The 20,586-nt window shown below is 59.9% G+C and carries 16 protein-coding genes; 10 read left to right on the forward strand and 6 right to left on the reverse strand.

Going from position 1 to position 20,586, the window contains the following annotated elements; all coding sequences use genetic code 11:
* Positions 1 to 27: 27 nt before the first annotated feature.
* Genes ruvX through gshB form a run of 4 tightly spaced genes read right to left on the reverse strand, consistent with a single transcriptional unit; the run spans position 28 to position 3,006 of the window.
* A complete protein-coding gene (gene ruvX / locus DBR00_RS04550; RefSeq protein WP_108489870.1) occupies positions 28 to 471 on the reverse strand; it encodes a Holliday junction resolvase RuvX in 444 nt (147 codons plus the stop codon).
* Positions 471 to 1,040 (reverse strand): YqgE/AlgH family protein, encoded by a 570-nt coding sequence (locus DBR00_RS04555; protein ID WP_108489871.1) that lies wholly within the window; start codon positions 1,038 to 1,040, stop codon positions 471 to 473. The genes ruvX and DBR00_RS04555 overlap by 1 nt, the downstream gene beginning before the upstream one ends.
* Positions 1,041 to 1,090: 50 nt before the next feature.
* Complete coding sequence (locus tag DBR00_RS04560; RefSeq protein WP_108489872.1) at positions 1,091 to 1,987, reverse strand: energy transducer TonB; 897 nt, start codon at positions 1,985 to 1,987, stop codon at positions 1,091 to 1,093.
* Between the two features lie 56 nt (positions 1,988 to 2,043).
* Complete coding sequence (gene gshB, locus DBR00_RS04565; protein WP_108538021.1) at positions 2,044 to 3,006, reverse strand: glutathione synthase; 963 nt, start codon at positions 3,004 to 3,006, stop codon at positions 2,044 to 2,046.
* A 242-nt stretch (positions 3,007 to 3,248) separates the two neighbouring features.
* On the opposite strand from gshB, the gene pilG reads away from it, so the two are divergent.
* From pilG to DBR00_RS04605, 8 genes are all read left to right on the forward strand, one after another.
* Positions 3,249 to 3,656, forward strand: coding sequence for a twitching motility response regulator PilG (gene pilG / locus DBR00_RS04570; protein ID WP_108485953.1), 408 nt, complete (start codon positions 3,249 to 3,251; stop codon positions 3,654 to 3,656).
* Between the two features lie 47 nt (positions 3,657 to 3,703).
* Positions 3,704 to 4,069 carry a twitching motility response regulator PilH gene (gene pilH / locus DBR00_RS04575; protein ID WP_108485952.1) on the forward strand — a complete coding sequence of 122 codons (366 nt, stop codon included), beginning with the start codon at positions 3,704 to 3,706 and terminating at the stop codon, positions 4,067 to 4,069.
* Positions 4,070 to 4,114: 45 nt separating this feature from the next.
* Positions 4,115 to 4,651, forward strand: coding sequence for a chemotaxis protein CheW (locus DBR00_RS04580; RefSeq protein WP_090250084.1), 537 nt, complete (start codon positions 4,115 to 4,117; stop codon positions 4,649 to 4,651).
* A gap of 84 nt (positions 4,652 to 4,735) precedes the next feature.
* A complete protein-coding gene (locus DBR00_RS04585; RefSeq protein ID WP_108485951.1) occupies positions 4,736 to 6,781 on the forward strand; it encodes a methyl-accepting chemotaxis protein in 2,046 nt (681 codons plus the stop codon).
* 68 nt (positions 6,782 to 6,849) lie between these two features.
* Complete coding sequence (locus DBR00_RS04590; protein ID WP_108485955.1) at positions 6,850 to 7,707, forward strand: protein-glutamate O-methyltransferase; 858 nt, start codon at positions 6,850 to 6,852, stop codon at positions 7,705 to 7,707.
* 33 nt (positions 7,708 to 7,740) lie between these two features.
* Positions 7,741 to 15,114 carry an Hpt domain-containing protein gene (locus DBR00_RS04595; RefSeq protein ID WP_108485950.1) on the forward strand — a complete coding sequence of 2,458 codons (7,374 nt, stop codon included), beginning with the start codon at positions 7,741 to 7,743 and terminating at the stop codon, positions 15,112 to 15,114.
* On the forward strand, positions 15,107 to 16,126 hold the full coding sequence (locus DBR00_RS04600) for a chemotaxis protein CheB (protein ID WP_108485949.1): 1,020 nt from the start codon (positions 15,107 to 15,109) through the stop codon (positions 16,124 to 16,126). The genes DBR00_RS04595 and DBR00_RS04600 overlap by 8 nt, the downstream gene beginning before the upstream one ends.
* A gap of 30 nt (positions 16,127 to 16,156) precedes the next feature.
* The gene (locus DBR00_RS04605; RefSeq protein WP_108485948.1) at positions 16,157 to 16,627 is read left to right on the forward strand and encodes a chemotaxis protein CheW; all 471 of its coding nucleotides are present in this window, start codon (positions 16,157 to 16,159) and stop codon (positions 16,625 to 16,627) included.
* A gap of 192 nt (positions 16,628 to 16,819) precedes the next feature.
* Here the strand turns inward: DBR00_RS04605 and DBR00_RS04610 are convergent, their stop codons facing one another.
* Entirely contained in the window at positions 16,820 to 17,539 is a 720-nt protein-coding gene (locus DBR00_RS04610; protein WP_108485947.1) for a 16S rRNA (uracil(1498)-N(3))-methyltransferase, read from the reverse strand.
* Positions 17,540 to 17,685: 146 nt separating this feature from the next.
* Positions 17,686 to 19,092 carry an adenosylmethionine--8-amino-7-oxononanoate transaminase gene (locus DBR00_RS04615; RefSeq protein ID WP_108485946.1) on the reverse strand — a complete coding sequence of 469 codons (1,407 nt, stop codon included), beginning with the start codon at positions 19,090 to 19,092 and terminating at the stop codon, positions 17,686 to 17,688.
* Positions 19,093 to 19,396: 304 nt separating this feature from the next.
* Here DBR00_RS04615 and DBR00_RS04620 point away from each other — a divergent pair, with 304 nt between their 5' ends.
* Both DBR00_RS04620 and DBR00_RS04625 read left to right on the forward strand, forming a co-directional pair.
* Positions 19,397 to 19,942, forward strand: a complete 546-nt coding sequence (locus DBR00_RS04620; RefSeq protein ID WP_108485945.1) for a cytochrome b — start codon at positions 19,397 to 19,399, stop codon at positions 19,940 to 19,942.
* Positions 19,943 to 20,002: 60 nt separating this feature from the next.
* Entirely contained in the window at positions 20,003 to 20,581 is a 579-nt protein-coding gene (locus DBR00_RS04625; protein WP_090250063.1) for a YceI family protein, read from the forward strand.
* The last annotated feature ends 5 nt before the right edge of the window (positions 20,582 to 20,586 follow it).

Here is a 20,586-nt window from a genome sequence, read left to right on the forward strand (position 1 = left end):
ACACTCCAGATGCAGTCTTAGCGGGGGTTAGCCCAAACAATGTTCTTCTAGCCAGCCCTGCAACAAGAGTGCAGCGGCCAGGGCATCGACCGGGCGTTCGCGGTAGCCGCCGGTTTGCCCGTGCTGCAAGCGCTGGCCCTTGGCCTCGTAAGTGGTCAGGCGTTCGTCGTGGGTGTGTACGGGCAAGTTGAAGCGGCCGTTTAGGCGGCGGGCGAATTTTTCCGCGCGCTCGCTCATCTCGCTTTTCGTGCCGTCCATGTTTAGCGGCAGGCCAACGACGATGGCGTCCGGCTGCCACTCTTTGATCAGCGCTTCGACCTTTTGCCAGTCCGGCACGCCGTTCTGTGCTTTGAGGATGCACAGTTCACGGGCCTGGCCGGTGATCACCTGACCGACCGCGACGCCGATCTGCTTGGTGCCATAGTCAAAGCCCAGCAGCAGGCGCAGCGGTTTTGTATTCGCCTCGGCCATCAGGCGTGCCCGGCTTGTGAGGTGAGCAGGCTGAGGTTGACGCCCAGGCGCGAGGCTGCAGCGTTCAGGCGTTGGTCAAAGGGTAGGTCGAAGAGGATGGCGTGGTCGGCCGGGCAGGTCAGCCAAGCGTTGTCAGCCAGTTCAGCTTCCAGCTGTCCAGCCTCCCAGCCGGCATAACCGAGGGTGATCAGGTATTTCTCCGGCCCAGTGCCATCGGCGATGGCGAACAGCACGTCTTGAGAGGTCGACAGACCCAGTTCGCCCAGCTCCAGGGTGGCCTGAAACTGAGGCCCGCTGGGGTGCAGGACAAAGCCACGATCGGTCTGCACCGGGCCGCCGGTAAAGATCGGCAAGCTTTGGCAGAGTACGGGCGGCTCGTCATCCGGACGCAGTTGCTCGAGTACGTCAGCCAGATTGAGTCCGTTGGGCTTGTTGATCACCAGGCCCATGGCCCCGTGTTCGTTGTGGTCAATCAGGTAGGTGACGGTCTGCGCAAAATGCGGATCGGCCATGTGCGGCATGGCAATCAGGAAGTGGTGCTTGAGGTAGCTGGGGCTGGCGTCTTTCATGGCGTTAGTTTGGAGCTTCAAGCAGCAAGCCTCAAGCGCCGCGCGCAGATTCAGTTACTCGACAGGCGGTCGCCGCGTTCGAAACGCCAGGTGCGGATGATTTCCAGGCGGTCGACATCGGCCAGGTCACCAGTGAACGGGGCGAACGGCGCGGCCAGGCGCACGATGCGCAGGGCGGCTTGGTCGAGCGTGCGCTGGCCGGAGGATTCCAGCACCTGCACTTCGTACAGGGTGCCGTCACGGTTGATCGACACCAGCAGGCGCAGACTGCCGTAGATGCCCTGGCGGCGCGCTTCATCTGGATAGTTAAGGTTGCCGACCCGCTCGACCTTCTTGCGCCACTCATCCTTATACCAGGCGCCTTTGTCGCGCATGGTCGAGGCGGCGTTGAGGCGGTGGATCTTCGGGCGTTTAGCGTATTGCTGAACTTCCTGGGCCAGTTCAGCCTCCAGGCTGGCGATTTCCGACGACAGTTGTGCGCTGTCGAACACCGGTGCGGGCCGGGCTTGCGGTGTGGGTTTGGCTTCTTCGCGCTTCACCGGAGTTTTCTGCGGCTGTGGGGTGCGCGTGGCGACGGCGGCTTTCGGTGCTTCCTGGCGTACTGCTGGCTGTTGCGGCGAGGCGGGCGGGGTGACGCGGTTGACTTCGCTGTCCTGGAAGAGCGCCTGTTCGGTGGTCTTCGGCGCCGCCTTGTGTTCCAGGGTGCCACTGCCTTGCTGGTTGTCCTGGGCGAGAAAATCGGCCTCTTTGGGCTTTTCCTCGCTCTTGAAGGTGGACAGGGTGATTTCCAGGGTTTTGCTGATTTGGCTCGGCTCGGCCAGGGTAAAGCCCAGGCCGAGGATCAGTGCGGCATGCAGCACTGCTGCGAGAAACAGGGTAAAGCCCAGACGGTCAGCCGGCTGTACGCCGGCGCTGGAAAGTTCAGGGAATTGGGCTGCTGCGTTCATCGCATGTCGGGTCTGCTCAGGTTGCCGCGCAGTCTGCCGAGGGCGCATGGAAAAGTCTATGAAGCACTGCGCGCATTGAGCTTCTCGGCAATCTTGTCCATCAGGCGTTCGCCGATGCGGGTATCGAAGGCGGCGTCGATCTCGCGGATGCAGGTCGGGCTGGTCACGTTGATCTCGGTCAGGTGCTCGCCGATGACGTCCAGGCCGACAAACAGCAGGCCTTTCTCGCGCAGCGTCGGGCCGACGGCGGCAGCGATTTCACGGTCGCGCTCGGTCAGCGGTCGGGCTTCGCCACGCCCGCCGGCGGCGAGGTTGCCCCGGGTTTCGCCGGCAGCCGGGATGCGTGCCAGGCAGTAGGGCACTGGCTCGCCGTCAATCATCAAAATACGCTTGTCGCCATCCTTGATCGCCGGCAGGTAACCCTGGGCCATGATCTGCTGCTGGCCGTGGTTGGTCAGGGTCTCGAGAATCACGGAAAGGTTGGGGTCGCCTTCGCGGTGACGAAATATCATCGATCCGCCCATCCCATCGAGGGGTTTGAGAATGATGTCACGCTGCTCTTTGGCAAACTCGCGCAGAATGTCGGCCCTGCGGCTGACCACGGTCGGCGGTGTGTATTGGCTGAACTGGGTGGCAAAGTACTTTTCATTGCAATCGCGCAGGCTTTGTGGGCGGTTGACCACCAGCACCCCGTCCTGTTCGGCTTGTTCCAGCAGGTAGGTTGAGTAGACGAACTCGTTGTCGAAGGGCGGATCCTTGCGCATCAGGATCACGTCCAGTTCGCTCAGGGCGATGTCCTGTGCGGCGCCGAGTTCAAACCAGCGCTGGGGGTCGTTGAATACGCTAAGCTCTGATAGCCGGGCGCGGGCTTGGCCTCGGTTCTGGTAAAGATCTTTCTGCTCCATATAGAAGAGTGACCAGCCGCGTGCTTGTGCGGCCAGCAACATGGCCAGGGAGCTGTCCTTCTTGAAGCTGATCTGGGCGATGGGGTCCATGACAATGCCAAGGCGGATGCTCATGGTGGTGTTCTCCGTAAAAATGGCAGCGTTTTAGGTGAGCTGCGACTGTAATGTGGCGTCAGGGTGGCGCTGGCAGGTCGGGTGGTCAAGGAAAAACCTTGGCCCTGTGCGGCTTATAGATTGCATCTGGAGAGTGTGCTAAAAAGGCCCGACGATTGGGTTATAGCCCATCGGTGACAGGGCTTCAGGCGCACTGATATAACGCAAGAATAACGACTCACCGAGGCGATGGTAGGGCAAACATGGAACAGCATTCCGAGGGTTTGAGGGTGATGGTGATCGACGATTCGAAAACGATTCGTCGTACCGCGGAAACCCTGCTGAAAAAGGTGGGCTGCGATGTAATTACCGCAGTTGACGGTTTCGATGCTTTGGCAAAGATCGCCGATACCCATCCGAACATCATTTTTGTCGACATCATGATGCCGCGACTTGATGGCTATCAAACCTGTGCCTTGATTAAGAACAACAGCGCTTTCAAATCCACTCCGGTGATCATGCTGTCCTCAAAGGATGGCCTGTTTGATAAAGCCAAGGGACGCATTGTTGGCTCTGATCAATATCTGACCAAGCCCTTCAGCAAAGAAGAGCTGCTCGGTGCGATCAAGGCTCACGTACCTGACTTTACGCCGGTTGAACAAGCGTCCTGACGCCTGGCTGCATAGCTGAGCGCCTTTTTAAAGTATTGGGAAACACCATGGCTCGAATTCTGATTGTTGATGACTCGCCGACTGAAATGTACAAACTGACCGCCATGCTGGAAAAGCACGGTCATCAGGTACTAAAAGCGGAGAATGGTGCTGACGGCGTCGCTCTGGCGCGCCAGGAAAAGCCCGACGCCGTGCTGATGGACATCGTCATGCCTGGCCTGAATGGCTTCCAGGCTACCCGTCAGCTGACCAAGGATGCTGACACCAGCCATATCCCGGTGATCATCGTCACCACTAAGGATCAGGAAACCGACAAGGTCTGGGGTAAACGCCAGGGCGCGAAGGATTACCTGACTAAGCCAGTTGATGAAGAAACCCTGGTTAAAACCTTGAATGCGGTATTGGCCGGCTAATAACTGGTTTGTCCGCAATTTAAAAAGAATAAGGCCGCAGCTGGCATGTCGGACGCGCAAACACCTTTTCAGACTCTTCAGGACATCGACAGGCTCTGTCGCTCGCTTGCTGCTGGCTTGCCTTCGCAGCAAGCGGTGGTGCAGACCTGGAGCGGTATCGGCTTTCGCATGGGCGAGCGTTTTTTCGTCGCGCCGATGGGGGAGGTTGGCGAGGTATTGCATGAGCCGCGGCATACCTTGTTGCCTGGCGTAAAAAGCTGGGTCAAGGGCGTGGCCAACGTGCGTGGTCGCCTGCTGCCTGTTATGGATCTGTGTGGGTTCTTCGGCAATGAACTGTCGCCGTTGCGCAAGAAACGCCGTGTGCTGGTGGTTGATCATCAGGAAGTCTTTGCCGGCCTGACGGTTGATGAAGTATTCGGCATGCAGCATTTTCCTGTGGATACATTCTCCGAGCAGCTGCCGCCGCTCGAGGCGTCCATAGCACCCTTTATCCACGGAGTCTTTCAACGTGAACAGCCCTGGTTGGTGTTCAGCCCACACGCGCTGGCCCAGAACCCGGGTTTTCTCGACGTGGCGTATTAACAGTTTATCGGTGGGGTCGGCATTGCCGGCCTTTTGGCGTTACATGGGAACCGTAGTGCGGTCGGTCCAGGCGGGGGCCAGTAAATGAAAAAACTAAATGCAAGTAATTTGTTAGCAGGTGCGCGCAGTAGCACATTGATCGCAGGGCTGTTTATTGTCCTGATCGTGTCGATCGTGTTGTTGTTCGCCAACTTCGCCTACATCAACACCCAATCCAACTACGACACGGAATACATCGGTCACGCCGGTGAACTGCGTGTTCTATCCCAGCGTATTGCGAAGAACTCCACGGAAGCGGCAGCCGGTAAGGCTGAGGCCTTCGGTTTGCTGCGCGATGCGCGCAACGATTTCCAGGCGCGTTGGGGTTACCTGACTGACGGTAACGAAGCCACTGGTCTGCCGGCGGCACCTGATTCACTGCAGGCGCAGATGGCCGTGGTGCAGCAGGATTGGGATACCCTGCGGCAGAACACCGACGCCATTCTGGCGAACGAGCAGACCGTACTGTCGCTGCACCAGGTAGCGGCCACCTTGGCTGAGACCATTCCGCAATTGCAGGTCGAGTACGAGGAAGTGGTCGACATCCTGCTGGAGAGTGGTGCACCGGCTGCCCAGGTGTCGGTTGCCCAGCGTCAATCACTGCTGGCAGAACGTATTCTGGGTTCGGTGAACAAGGTGCTGGCCGGTGACCAGGACTCGGTACAGGCCGCTGACATGTTTGGTCGCGATGCCAGCCTGTTCGGCCGCGTACTGGCCGCGATGCTGGAAGGCAACGCCGCCATGGAAATTTCCAAGGTGACTGACGAGGAAGCTCTCGAACGTCTGGCAGAAATTTCCGAATTGTTCGAATTCGTATCCGGTTCTGTGGACGAGATTCTCGAAACCTCGCCGGAGCTGTTCCAAGTGCGTGAGTCGGCGAACGTGATCTTCAGCGTTTCGCAGACCCTGCTGGACAAGGCTTCTGGCCTGGCTGTTGGCTTTGATGACCTGGCCACCGGTCGCGCCATCAACACCCTGTTTGGTTATGTGTTGGGCGCCCTGGCGCTGGGTTCGATCATCCTCATCGGTCTGGTGATGGTGCGCGAAACCAACCGTCGCCTGGCCTCCACGGCTGAGAAGAACGAACGTAACCAGGCGGCGATTCTGCGACTGCTCGACGAAATCGCCGACCTCGCAGATGGTGACTTGACTGTGGCTGCGACGGTAACCGAGGACTTCACCGGTGCCATCGCTGACTCCATCAACTACTCCATCGACCAGCTGCGCGACCTGGTAGCCACGATCAACCTGACCGCCGTTCAGGTAGCCGGTGCTGCCCAGGAAACCCAGGCCACGGCGATGCACCTGGCCGAAGCGTCAGAGCACCAGGCTCAGGAGATTGCCGGTGCCTCGGCGGCGATCAACGAAATGGCCGTATCGATTGACCAGGTATCGGCGAACGCCTCGGAATCCTCGGCGGTAGCGGAGCGTTCCGTAGCCATCGCCAACAAGGGTAACGAAGTCGTACACAACACCATCACCGGGATGGATAACATCCGTGAGCAGATCCAGGACACCTCTAAGCGTATTAAACGCCTCGGTGAATCGTCCCAGGAGATCGGTGACATCGTTAGCCTGATTAACGACATTGCTGACCAGACCAACATCCTCGCACTGAACGCCGCGATCCAGGCCTCCATGGCGGGTGACGCGGGTCGAGGCTTCGCCGTGGTAGCGGACGAAGTACAACGTCTCGCAGAACGTTCCTCTGCGGCAACCAAGCAGATTGAAGCGCTGGTTAAAACGATTCAGACCGACACCAACGAAGCTGTTATCTCGATGGAGCAAACGACGTCTGAAGTGGTACGCGGTGCGCGACTGGCGCAGGATGCCGGGGTGGCACTGGAAGAGATCGAGAAGGTATCCAAGACCCTCGCGGCCCTGATTCAGAACATCTCCAACGCTGCTCGTCAGCAGGCCTCTTCGGCGGGCCATATTTCAAACACCATGAACGTGATCCAGGAGATCACCTCGCAAACCTCCTCCGGTACCACTGCCACCGCCAAGAGCATTGGTAACCTGGCCAAGATGGCCAGTGAGATGCGTAAGTCGGTGTCTGGCTTTACCTTGCCGGGTGGGGAACAGGCGTAATCAGGTGCTGCGCGGCAGGCTGAAAGGCCTGTCGCACAAGGACTATGGCCGTGAGCGAGGGGCACGACATGCAGTCAGGCGTCTGGGCCTTGCAGCCTCTGGCGGACATGACAGCCACGGAGTTTCGTGACTGGCAGACGCTGCTTGAGGAGCGTACCGGGGTCGTTCTCAATGAACGGCGACGGGCGTTTTTGCAGACCAATCTGAGTGCGCGTATGCGCGAGCTGGGCGTTATGGACTACGCCACGTATTACCGGCAAGTCACTGATGGTCCTCGCGGTGCGGTGGAATGGTCGACCCTGCTGGATCGGCTGACTGTGCAGGAAACCCGTTTCTTTCGTCATCGTCCTTCCTTTGAAGTGCTCGAAAGCTATTTGCGTGAGCGTTTGCAGCAGGGCGTGACGCAGCCATGGGAGCTTTGGAGTGTTGGCTGTGCCAGCGGCGAAGAGCCTTATTCGCTGGCCATCAGCGCGGCTGAAGTGTTGCGTGAAAGTGAACACCCGGATCATTTCGGGGTAACAGGCACTGACATCAGCCTGAATGCCCTGAGCAAGGCGCGCGATGGTCAATATGGTGCGCGCCGTCTGGAGCAGTTGGATGCCGATCTGTGCCAGCGCTATTTTCTGGCCCAGGACGATGGACGTTTCAAAGTGGTGCCGAATCTGGCCGCGCGCGTGTGTTGCGCCCGGCTCAATGTGCTGGAACTGGCCAAGGCACCGATGTCCGGAATGGACGTTATTTTCTGTCAGAACTTGTTGATCTATTTTCGTCGCTGGCGCCGCCGCGAGATCCTCAACCGCCTGGCCGAGCGCCTGGTGCCTGGGGGGTTGCTGGTGGTGGGAGTGGGCGAAGTAGCAGGTTGGCAGCATCCGGAGTTGCTCCCGGTAGCCGACGAGCGAGTGCTGGCGTTTACCCGCAAGGGCTAAGGCAGAAGAGCCAAGTTTATGAGTGGAGTGGCTATGGGTGATCGGCACGATTATGTCGCCCTGGAATGGGTTAAGGGCGAGATCGCGGAAACCCTGAAGCAGGCGCGTCAGGCGCTGGAGGCGTTCGTCGAGAACCCCCAGGACGCTACGCGCATGCGTTTCTGCCAGACCTATGTGCATCAGGTGCTGGGCACCCTGCAGATGGTCGAGTTTTTCGGCGCAGCGCTGCTGGCTGAGGAAATGGAGCAGCTGGCCGGCGCGCTGATTGACGGCCGCGTGACCAACCAGGGCGAAGCCCTGGAAGTGCTGATGCAGTCGATTCTGCAGCTGCCGGTGTACCTTGATCGTATCCAGACTGCCCGCCGCGACCTGCCGATGGTCGTGCTGCCTCTGCTCAATGACCTGCGCGCTGCGCGTGGGGAAAAACTGCTTTCGGAAACCAGCCTGTTCGCCCCGGATATGTCCGGGCGTACCCCGGCACTGCCTAACGAGTCGATTGACCAGTTGCGCACTGCTGATTTACCGGTACTGTTGCGCAAACTGCGGCAGATGCTGCAGATGGCACTGGTTGGGGTGATTCGCAACCAGGATCTGCCCACCAACCTGGGTTACATGGCGCGGGTGTTCGCACGCCTGGAAAACCTGTGCAAGGATTCGCCGCTGGGTTCGCTCTGGCAGATCGCCTCGGGAGTGGTCGAAGGGCTGGCTAACGGCAGTGTGGCCAACGGGTCCTCGATTCGTACCCTGCTGCGTCAGGTCGATAAAGAGCTCAAGCGCTTGCTTGAGCAGGGCGCCGATGGCCTTAACCAGTCTGCCCCTGATGAATTGAGCAAGAACCTGCTGTTCTATGTGGCCAAGTCTTCGGCGCAGTCGCCGCGTGTGCGCACCCTGCGTGAGCAGTACCGACTCGACGATGCCCTGCCGGACAATGACGTGGTCGACGAGGAGCGCGCCCGCCTGGCCGGTCCGGATCGTGATGCCATGCGTTCGGTGGTTGCCGCGTTGTGCGAAGAGTTGGTGCGAGTCAAAGACAGCCTTGATCTGTTTGTGCGCAGCGACCGTACTCAGGTCACGGATCTTGACGCGCTGGCCGCACCGCTCAAGCAGATTGCTGACACCCTCGCGGTGCTGGGTTTCGGTCAGCCGCGCAAAGTCATTGTCGACCAGCTTGATGTAGTCAACGGCTTGGCCAAGGGCCAGGGCGAACCGAGCGATGCGGTTCTGATGGATGTCGCTGGGGCGCTGTTGTATGTCGAAGCCACCCTGGCCGGTATGGTCGGTCCTGCCCAAGAGGGTCACCGGGCGGAAAGCCACTTGCCGACCACTGATGTGGCACAGATTCACCAGCTGGTTATCAAAGAGGCGCGCAATGGGCTCGAGCAGGCCAAAGACGCGATCATCGAATTCATTGCCTCGCAGTGGAACCATGAGCATCTGGCCCGCGTTCCCGACCTGCTGACCCAGGTGCGTGGCGGTCTGGCGATGATTCCGCTGCAGCGTGCCGCCGACCTGCTCAACGCCTGCAACCGCTATATTCAGGAACAGCTGTTGGCGCGCAAGGCTGTGCCAAACTGGCAGAGTCTCGACACTCTGGCGGACGCCATCACCAGCGTCGAGTATTACCTTGAGCGTCTGGCCGAGGATCATGCGGCCCAGGGCGATCTGATTCTCGATGTGGCCGAAGAAAGCCTGGAAAGCCTGGGTTACCCGCTAAAGGAAAAACCTTCGATTCTCGACCGCGTTGAGCCGCAAGTGCAGTCCTTCGCGCCATTGGCCGACCCGCTGGATGATCTTGAAGTACTCAGTGCCGAGCCTGAGGTGGTCGACGAGCCAACGCCGCAAACCGTCGACGAACCGCTGAGTTTGGAGCTGGCTGATGATTTCAGTGCCGAGTTTGCGGATCTGGAGTCAACCGCGATTGAGGCTCCGCGCAGCGAGTCCGAGTGGTCGGCTGATAGCGTCGCGGCTGATCTTGAACTGATCGACTTCAGTCGTGATCTGGTCGAGGCCGAGCCTCTGCCGTTGCCGGACACCGCGCAGGAACAAGCGCAAGCCACTGAAGAACTGGCGTTCGATAGCCTGGAGCTGGACGCCGCTGACAGTCCGAGTAACTGGGGTGAAGCCGAGTTTGCGGCCCTTGAGCTCCCCGAAATTGAGCTGCCCAGCGCTTCGCTGAACGAAGAATCTACGCAATCGGTTGCCGAGAAAGCCCTGTCGATGGCCGATGTCATGGCCGCTCCGGTGCAGGCGATCAACCCACCGGCTCACGATGTGCCGCCCAGCCTGCTGCCACCGCCGGCCGACGAAGAACCGGTCGATGACGAATTGCTGGAAGTCTTTATCGAAGAAGTCGGTGAAGTGCTGGAAACCATTGGTGAGTACTTCCCGCAGTGGTGCGCCGATACCGACAACAAGGACGCTCTGGCCGAAATTCGCCGTGCTTTCCACACCCTCAAGGGCAGCGGTCGCATGGTGCGTGCGCTGGTGATCGGTGAGCTGGGCTGGGCAATTGAGAATCTGCTCAACCGTGTGCTTGACCGCAGCATCACCCCGGGTACCGAGGTGCAGCAGGTAATCGCCGACGTGGTCGCTCTGATGCCGGCCTTGGTCGATGAATTTGCCAACAAGGCTCAGCGGCAGCGCGACGATGTCGACCTGCTGGCGGCGACGGCGCATGCACTGGCCAAAGGTCGAACCCTCCCAAAACCTGAAGCCCCGGTGGAGCTGGTAGCTGAGCCCGTGGGCAGCCCCGCTGCTACCACCGAAGCTGTTGTCGCCACTGTTGTTGAAGACTGCGCTCAGGATGGCCTGGACCCGCAGTTGCTGGAAATCTTCCGCAACGAGGCGGAAATGCATCTGGATACCCTAGTGGGTTTCCTCGCTGATTGTGCCCAGGAACTGCCGCAACAGGTTACCGATGATCTGCAGCGTGCTCTGCACACCCTCAAGGGCAGTGCTTCGATGGCCGGCATTCAGCCGGTGGCGGAAATCGCCTCGCCGCTGGAAAAACTAGTCAAGGAATTCAAGACCAACCTGATCCCGATGGACTTGGCCGAAGCCGAACTGCTGAGTAGCGCTGAAAAGCTGTTCCGCCTGGGTCTTGACCAGCTGGAAACCCATCCATTGGCAGCTTTGCCGGGAGCCAGCGAGTTTCTTGAGCGCGTGCAGAAACTGCACAACGACCGTCTGGAACATGCAGAAAACAGTCGTCAGAGCGAGCCAGGTGAAAAGCGCGACCCGCAGATGATCAGCATCTTCCTGGCCGAAGGCATGGACATCCTGCTGGACGCCGAAGACCTGCTGCGCAAGTGGCGCGAACACCCCTCCGAGCGGCAGGAACTCAGCTCGCTTTTGGAGGAGCTGACCACCCTTGGCCGCGGTGCCGAGATGGCTGATCTGCCACAGATTGATGAGCTGTGCGAAGCGCTGCTGGACCTCTATGGCGCTGTTGAAGAAGGCAGTCTGGCCGTCAGCGAGCGCTTCTTCAGTGAAGCCGAGCAGGCTCACGAAGCCCTGATCGGCATGATGGATCAGGTCGCTGCTGCGTTGCAGGTCAGCGCGGCGCCTGAACGCGTCATGGCACTGCGTAGTCTTCTGGATGAGGCTTTAGATCCCAATACCTTGGCGCTGCTGTCCCGCGACGGTGACTCCGGTATCGAGATCGTTGAACTGGCCGACGCCACGGCAGCCCTAGAAAGCCTCAGCCTGGCTGAGCCACAAGAGCCGGCAGCGCAGACGTTTGACGTCTCTGTTGAAGAAGAACAGCCGGCCCCGCTCGCAGAGGTGATTGATCCTGCCGAGGAACCTGCAGCGGCTTCGCTCTATGAGTCACTGGACGAGGAAATGGTGGCGATCTTCCTTGAAGAAGCCGTCGATATTCTCGACAGCGCTGGGCAGGCGCTTGAGCGCTGGCTGGCTGACCCGGAAAACAAGGCAGCGCTGTCGTCCCTGCAGCGTGATCTGCATACGCTCAAGGGGGGCGCGCGCATGGCCGAGATTCGCCCGATTGGCGATCTTGCCCATGAACTTGAGTCCCTTTATGAGGGGTTGGTTGATCGTCGCTACAGTTTCTCGCCTGCCCTGGCGGGGCTGTTGCAGCAGAGCCACGATCAACTGGCGCAGTTGCTGGAGCAACTGCAGGCGCGTGATGTCATGCGTTCGCCTGAACAATTGATCGAGGCCATCCGCAGCTTCCGTCAGAGTGGCGGACAAAGCTTACCCGTTACCCCGATTGTGCCCGAGCCTGCCGCCGAAGCCGAAGCCGAAGCCCTGCCTGAGTTGGAAACAGTCGATTTTCTAGATCTTGAGCAGCCTGAGTTGCCGGCCGTCGAAGAAGAAATCGATTTCGGCATTCTGGCAGAGGCCGCACCGGTTGCCATTGAGAGCGACGTAGTCGACGAGCCGTCGTTAGACATCGAGGCATTCGAGCTGCCAGCCATTGAGCTGGATGAGCAACCTTTGGCGCCCGAGTTGGCTGTGCCGGTCGAATGGCATGACACTCCGCTTGCAGAGCCAGAGCCAGAGCCAGAGCCAGAGCCAGAGCCAGAGCCGGTTTCCACCATGGCGGCGGCGCAGGTGCTGGGCGACGAACGTGACCCTGAACTGGTGGAAATCTTCCTTGAGGAAGGTTTCGACATTATCGACAGCGCCGGTGCAGCCTTGCAGCGCTGGATGGATGACGTCGACAACAGTCTGGAGCTGGAATCACTGCAGCGCGACCTGCACACCCTCAAGGGTGGTGCACGGATGGCCGAGATTCGAGAAATTGGTGACCTGGCCCACGAACTGGAGTTTCTCTACGAAGGGCTTGGTCAGGGTCGTCTGCGAGCCAGTCAGGACCTGTTTACTCTGTTGCAAAGTTGCCACGACAGCCTGGCCGAGATGCTTGAAGCGGTGCGCGACAAGCGTGCAGTACCCAATGGCGAGGCGTTGATCGAAACCATCAAACGCTTTCGCGCCAACCCGAACGAGCAGTTGAGCATACCGTCTTCGGTGGCTCTCAAGGCGGCCGAATCCGAGCAGGATGATGACGCCGAATCAGACATTCTCGACATTTTCCTCGAAGAGGGTGACGACCTGCTGGAGGCCATGGAGGAAGCCATCGGCCGTTGGGAGGCAGACCGTGAAGACGGCAGCAGCATCGATGAAATGCTGCGTATCCTGCATACCCTCAAAGGCGGTGCTCGGCTGGCCGGGCAGAAACGCCTGGGCGACCTGACCCACAGCCTTGAGCAGCACCTGACCGAGGCGCAGGCTCAGGGCGCGCCTTGGCCGCAAAGCCTGTTTGTCGACGTGCAGTCGGGGTTCGAAGGCTTGCAACAAGAGCTTGATGCCCTGCGTCAGCGCCTGAATGACAGCCTGGTAGCCGATAGCATTACTGCACCTGGCGCGGCTCTAACGGACGAGCCGCAGGCACGCCTGCCCGAGTTGGTCACACCGATTGTGGCGGCCAGCACGATGCCGGCGCAGGAGCTGGTGGCCAAGGTGCTGCCGTTCGTCCGTCGTGCTGAAGAAGCTGCGCAGGAAGCTGCGTCGCGGCGTGCGCCGCAGGAACTGGTCAAGGTACCGGCCGAGTTGCTCGAAGGCCTGGTCAACCTGGCGGGTGAGACCTCGATTTTCCGCGGCCGTGTCGAGCAACAGGTCAGTGACTTCGGTTTCACCTTGAGTGAGATGGAGGCCACCATCGACCGTGTACGCGATCAGTTGCGCCGCCTCGACACCGAAACCCAGGCGCAGATCCTCAGCCGTATCCAGGCTGAGGCCGAGCGTGTGGGTTATGAGGACTTCGACCCACTGGAAATGGACCGTCACTCGCAGCTGCAGCAGCTTTCACGTGCACTCTTCGAGTCCGCCTCCGACTTGCTCGACCTGAAAGAAACCCTGGCCGCGCGTAACCGCGATGCAGAAACCCTGCTGCTGCAACAGGCACGGGTCAACTCTGAACTGCAGGAAGGTCTGATGCGCACCCGCATGGTGCCGTTCGACCGCCTGGTACCTCGTCTGCGCCGTATCGTGCGGCAGATTTCCGGCGAGCTGGGCAAGCAGGTCGAGTTCCTCGTCGGCAATGCCGAGGGGGAGATGGATCGTACGGTTCTCGAACGCATCGTCGCGCCGCTGGAGCATATGCTGCGTAATGCCGTCGACCATGGTATTGAGGCTGCCGGCGTTCGCCGGGCAGCCGGTAAACCGGAACAGGGTACCATTCGTTTGACGCTGGGCCGTGAGGGCGGCGATATCGTCCTGACCCTGGCCGACGACGGTGGTGGTATTCGTCTGGATGCGGTGAAACGCAAAGCCATCGAACGCGGCTTGATGGACGCTGATGCCGATCTGACCGACTACGAAGTGCTGCAATTTATTCTCGAAGCGGGTTTCTCCACCGCCGAGAAGGTCACGCAGATTTCCGGGCGTGGCGTCGGCATGGACGTGGTTCACTCTGAAGTCAAACAGCTGGGCGGTTCGATGAGCATCGAGTCGCTGCCCGGCACCGGCACCACCTTCACCATTCGCCTGCCATTCACCGTGTCGGTCAACCGTGCGCTGATGGTGCTGTCGGGTGAAGACCTCTACGCCATTCCGCTGAACACCATCGAAGGTATCGTGCGGGTGTCGCCGTACGAATTGGAAGCCTATTACGCCCCCGATGCGCCGCGCTTCGAGTACGCCGGGCAGAGCTATGAGTTGCGTTACCTGGGTGACCTGCTGAATAACGGTCAACAGCCCAAGCTGGTGGGCCAGAGCCTGCCGTTGCCGGTGATTCTGGTGCGCTCCAAGGAGCACGCCGTGGCCGTGCAGGTCGACTCCCTGGCCGGTTCGAGGGAAATCGTGGTGAAGAGCCTCGGTCCGCAGTTCGCTGGCGTACATGGAATTTCCGGTGCAACCATCCTCGGTGACGGCCGCGTAGTGGTCATTCTTGACCTGCTGGCGACCATTCGAGTGCTGCATGCGCATCTGCTGACCCAGTTGCAACCGCGTCAGCTCAAGCAATCAGCCAGCGCCGCCGAGATCGAGGCCGATCGCCCAACCCTGGTCATGGTGGTCGACGACTCGGTCACTGTGCGCAAGGTCACCAGCCGCCTGCTGGAGCGAAACGGCATGAACGTATTGACGGCCAAGGACGGTGTGGATGCCATTTCCCAGCTGCAGGAGCGCAAGCCCGACATCATGCTGCTGGACATCGAAATGCCACGTATGGACGGTTTCGAAGTGGCCACTCTGGTGCGCCACGACGAAGGCCTGAAAGACCTGCCGATCATCATGATCACCTCGCGTACCGGTGAGAAACACCGTGAGCGAGCCATGAGCATCGGTGTCAATGAGTACCTCGGTAAGCCTTATCAGGAGTCCTTGTTGCTTGAAACCATCCAGCAATTGGTGGGCCGCCACCCGGTAAACCGCAATGAGTGAGAAAACTGCAGCCCGCATTGCGGTGATCGCTGACACCTCCCTGCAGCGCCATGTGTTGCAGCAGGCCTTGACTGGCAGCGGCTATCAGGTGGTGATGAACAGTGATCCGGCGCGCCTCGACCAGGACACCCTGAGCGCCTGCGAAACCGATCTGTGGCTGGTGGACCTGGCGCAGTCGGAAGACTCGCCGCTGGTCGACAGCCTGCTGGAGAGTGCCTCGGCCCCAGTGCTGTTTGGCGAAGGCCACGCCCCGGAGCGCCATTCGGAAAACTATCCGCGCTGGGAGCGCCGCCTGTTCGGTAAGTTGAAAAAGCTGGTCGGCGATCCATCGCAGGCTGTTGGTCCGAGCCTGGAAGCCTTGTTGGCAGAAGCGCAACGACCTTCGCGTCTGGACCTGCCGGCTGCGCTGGCGGACACCCCGCTGGTTGCCGGTGAGCCGGCGCGCCAGGTGTGGTTGCTGGCGGCCTCTCTGGGCGGCCCAGCTGCCGTAAAAGCCTTTCTCGATGCCTTGCCGGGCGGTCTGCCGGTGGGCTTTGTCTATGCCCAGCATATTGATGCGAGTTTCGAGAGTGCACTGCCGCAAGCGGTGGGCCGCCACAGCCAGTGGCATGTGAATCCGGCGCGGCATGGCGACGCGGTGCGTTGCGGTGAAGTGGTGGTTGTGCCTATCAGCCATGAGCTTGGCTTCAGCGATGACGGCCAGATGCAGATCTCCGAGCGCGGCTGGCCAGAACCCTACAGTCCATCGATCGACCAGATGATGCTCAACCTGGCTCAGCATTTTGCTGCCATGAGTGGGGTAATTGCCTTCAGCGGCATGGGCAGTGATGGCAGTGCCGCTGCCGCCTATGTACGCCGTCAGGGCGGTTTGATCTGGACTCAACGTGCCGACAGTTGCGTCTGTCCAAGTATGCCGGACAGCCTGCGTGAAGGTGGTTACAGCAGCCATAGCGGTGACCCGCGTGAGCTGGCCGAGGCGTTGGTCAATCACCTGGCCGAGCAGTGCCGATAATCCGGGCTGAGCCCTGAACAGGAAATTTTCATGAGCCAAGCCGTCGCCAACCAGAACAGCGCCAACAGCCTGACCGGCCTGTTAATGCCGCTGACTGACCGTACTCTGCTGCTGCCTAACGTCGCAGTAGCCGAGCTGATTCCCTATCGCGCGCCACAGGTCAGTGAAGGCCTGCCCAGTTGGTTCCTCGGGCAGATTGCCTGGCGCGATTTACGCCTGCCGCTGCTGTCGTTCGAAGCGGCATCGGATGGCCAGGTCAGCGTTAGCCCCGGCTCGCGCGTGGCGGTGATCAACGCCCTCGGCGGTCGCCCGGCGGTGAAGTTTATTGCTGTGCTGGTGCAAGGTATTCCGCGTTCGATCAAGGTTGGTGACGAGTTGGTACGAGCCGATGTTGCCCTGGCACCGCTGGAGCTGGATGCGGTGCAGTTTGGTGAAACCGTGCTGAAAATTCCGGACCTGATCGGCCTGGAGCAAAAACTGGCAGATGCCGGCTTGATCTGACCGAAAGGCAAACAAAAAGCCCGCATATGCGGGCTTTTTTATGACTAGAGCTAAGAGCCTTTATACGCTCTCGCGAGCGAGAGTCCTGCAAGGCCAAAACGGCGAGGAAGCGGAGTGTACTTTTGTACATGAGCATTCCGAGCCGGTTTTTAACGCAGCAGGGCCGACGCGCAGCAGATCGTAGGACGGCTCTTAGAAATCGCCCCACAGCTGTTGCGCGACGCTTAACGCCACCACCGGCGCGGTCTCCGTACGCAGCACCCGTGGGCCGAGGCGGGCCGCATGGAAACCCTGGGCTTTCGCCTGATTCACTTCGTTGTCGCTCAGGCCGCCTTCCGGGCCGATCAGAAAGGCCAGCGATTGAGGCTGCGGGTGAATGGCCCAGGGTTCAGCGACCGGGTGCAGCACCAGCTTGAGATCGGCCGATACCTGCGTCAGCCAGTCTGCAAGGCTGATGGGCGGATGAATGATCGGCAGCACCGAGCGGCCGCATTGTTCACAGGCGCTGATTGCCACCTGGCGCCAGTGCGCCATGCGCTTGTCGGCGCGTTCATCCTTGAGGCGCACTTCACAGCGCTCGCTGACAATCAGGCTGATTTCATTGGCACCCAGCTCGGTGGCTTTCTGAATCGCCCAGTCCATGCGCTCGCCACGTGACAGGCCCTGGCCCAGATGAACATGCAAGGGTGATTCGCTCTGGCCGGCAAAGGCTTCGCGTAACTCGACGCGCACGCTTTTCTTGCCCACCTCGATCAGCTCACCCTGGTATTCCTGGCCGCTGCCATCGAACAATTGCACCGCATCGCCTACGGCATGCCGCAGCACACGGCCGATATAGTGGGCCTGGGCTTCGGGCAATTCGTGCTGGCCGAGGGAGAGGGGGGCATCGATAAAGAAACGGGATAGGCGCATAAGACGTGAACCTAGGGTAAAGGCGCGAATTCTAGCTGTAGGGTGCGCCGTGCGCATTGAGATCTGTAGGGTGGATGATGCTCTTTTCATCTACCAGGCGGCAGCAGTGGTGGGTGGGTAAAGCGCCATCCACCCTACGGTTGTGTTTAGCCCGGATCGCGAAAGCCCGGGTAGTTGGCATTGCCTTGTGCCACGCTGACCGAACTGCGGGTGGCGATGTCGATGCCTTCGCTGGCCACTTCAGCGAGGAAGTCGATCTGCCCGGGGGTGATCACGTACGGCGGCAGGAAATACACCACGCTGCCCAGTGGTCGCAGCAAGGCACCACGTTTCAGAGCATGCTGGAACACCTTGAGACCGCGACGTTCCTGCCAGGGGTAGGCGGTTTTGCTGGCCTTGTCCTGCACCATCTCGATGGCCAGAGCCATACCGGTTTGGCGTACCTCGGCGACATGCGGGTGGTCGGCCAGGTGCGCAGTGGCGCTGGCCATCCGCGTGGCTAACGCCTTGTTGGCCTCAATCACATTGTCCTGCTCAAAGATATCCAGGGTCGCCAGGGCGGCGGCGCAGGCCAGCGGATTGCCGGTATAGCTGTGCGAATGGAGGAAGGCGCGCAGGGTCGAGTAGTCGTCGTAGAACGCCTGGTACACCTCGTGGGTGGTCAGGCAGGCGGCCAGTGGCAGATAGCCGCCGGTGAGTGCTTTGGACAGGCAGAGGAAATCCGGGCGGATGCCGGCCTGTTCACAGGCGAACATCGTCCCGGTGCGGCCGAAGCCGACGGCAATCTCGTCATGAATCAGGTGCACGCCATAGCGGTCGCAGGCTTCGCGCAGCAGCTTGAGGTAGATCGGGTGGTACATGCGCATGCCGCCGGCGCCCTGGACCAGCGGCTCGACAATTACCGCCGCGACTTCATGGCCATGCTCGGCCAGGGTCTGTTCCATGGCGGTGAACATGTTGCGTGAGTGTGCTTCCCAGCTCATACCCTCGGGGCGGTGATAGCAATCCGGGCTGGGCACCTTGATGGTGTCGAGCAACAGTGTCTTGTAGGTGTCGGTAAACAGCGCGACATCGCCTACCGACATCGCCGCGATGGTTTCGCCGTGGTAGCTGTTGGAGAGGGTGACGAAGCGCTTCTTCGCCGGTTTGCCGACGTTGAGCCAGTAGTGAAAGCTCATTTTCAGTGCGACTTCGATGCAGGATGAGCCGTTGTCAGCGTAGAACACCCGGTCCAGGCCGGCGGGCGTTATTTTGACCAAACGTTCGGACAGTTCGATCACCGGTTGATGGCTGAAACCGGCGAGGATCACGTGCTCCAGCTGATCGACCTGATCCTTGATGCGCTGATTGATCCGCGGGTTGGCGTGGCCAAACACATTCACCCACCAGGAGCTTACGGCGTCGAGGTAGCGCTTGCCGTCGAAGTCCTCAAGCCAGACGCCTTCGCCGCGTTTGATTGGCACCAGCGGCAGTTGTTCGTGGTCCTTCATTTGCGTGCAGGGGTGCCAGAGCACCTTCAGGTCACGCTGCATCCACTGGTCATTCAGGCTCATCGCTCTACGTCTTCCTGGGCTCGCAATCATCTGCGCCAAGCCTATCAGAAGCATTGCCGTGGATGGACGGCACAATCCTAAACGATGACTCGGGTCGCCCGTTGGTCCGCTCTATTCTGCCTTCTGTAGCCCGTGCGCTGAACTTTGCAGTGTGCCGCTAGACTAACCGTGCTGAATGGAAGCATTAAGGCTACACATCGTATTTCTCGATATTTCAAAGCGAAAAATTCCGCTTTTAGTCGATAGGTTTGTTGCTAGTCTTGTCCCACTCGCAGTTCTAGTCCTTCTCTCCGGAAAGTGTGTAATGCAATGGCGCAATAGTTCTTCTCACTACGGGCTGGTCAGCATCTTTATGCACTGGCTGGTGGCGGTGGCCGTGTTCGGCTTGTTTGGTCTGGGTTACTGGATGGTCGGCCTGGACTACTACAGCAGCTGGCGTCAGACCGCGCCGGACCTGCACAAAAGTATCGGCCTGGTGCTGTTTGCGGTGATGCTCGGGCGGGTGCTGTGGCGCTGGTTTAGTCCGCCGCCGGCGAGTTTGCCGAACCATGGGCGGATGACCCGCCTGGCCAGCAAGCTGGGTCACAGCTTTCTCTACCTGGGGTTGTTTGTACTGATGATTTCCGGCTACCTGATTTCTACGGCAGACGGTCGCGGCATCCCTGTATTCGGCTTGTTTGAAGTACCTGCCAGCCTGACCAGCATTCCTGATCAGGAAGATGTCGCCGGGTTGGTGCATGAATATCTGGCGTGGGCGCTGGTGATCTTCGCCGGTGTGCATGGCCTGGCTGCGCTGAAACACCACTTTATTGATCGCGACCGTACGCTTACGCGGATGTTCGGTCGCTAGTTTCTTTTACTGTTTCCGGGGCTGGACTGACCCCATCCAACACTCACAAGGAGCATGCCCATGTTAAAGAAAACCCTCGTAGCCCTTGCACTTGGTGGCGCATTGATCGGCGCTGGTCAGGCGATGGCAGCTGATTACGCCATTGACAAGCAAGGCCAACACGCCTTCGTCAATTTCAAGATCAGCCATCTGGGCTACAGCTGGTTGTACGGTACGTTCAAGGACTTCGATGGCAGCTTCAGCTTCGATGCCGCCAAGCCGCAGGACAGTAAGGTCAATGTCACCCTGAACACCACCAGCGTCGACACCAACCACGCTGAGCGCGACAAGCACATCCGCAGCGGTGATTTCCTCAACGTCAGCAAGCACCCAACGGCGACCTTCGCGTCAACGTCGGTCAAATCCACCGGTGAAGGCACTGCCGACATTACCGGCGACCTCACTCTCAACGGCGTGACCAAGCCGGTGGTGATTGCCGCCAAGTTCATTGGCGAAGGCAAGGACCCATGGGGCGGCTACCGTGCTGGCTTCGAGGGTAGCACCAAGTTGAAGCTGAAAGACTTCGACATCCAGAAAGACCTGGGCCCAGCTTCTCAGGACGTTGAGCTGATCATCTCGGTGGAAGGCGTACGCAAGTAAGCCTG

This window comes from Pseudomonas sp. HMWF032 (assembly GCF_003060885.1).
GTDB lineage: Bacteria > Pseudomonadota > Gammaproteobacteria > Pseudomonadales > Pseudomonadaceae > Aquipseudomonas.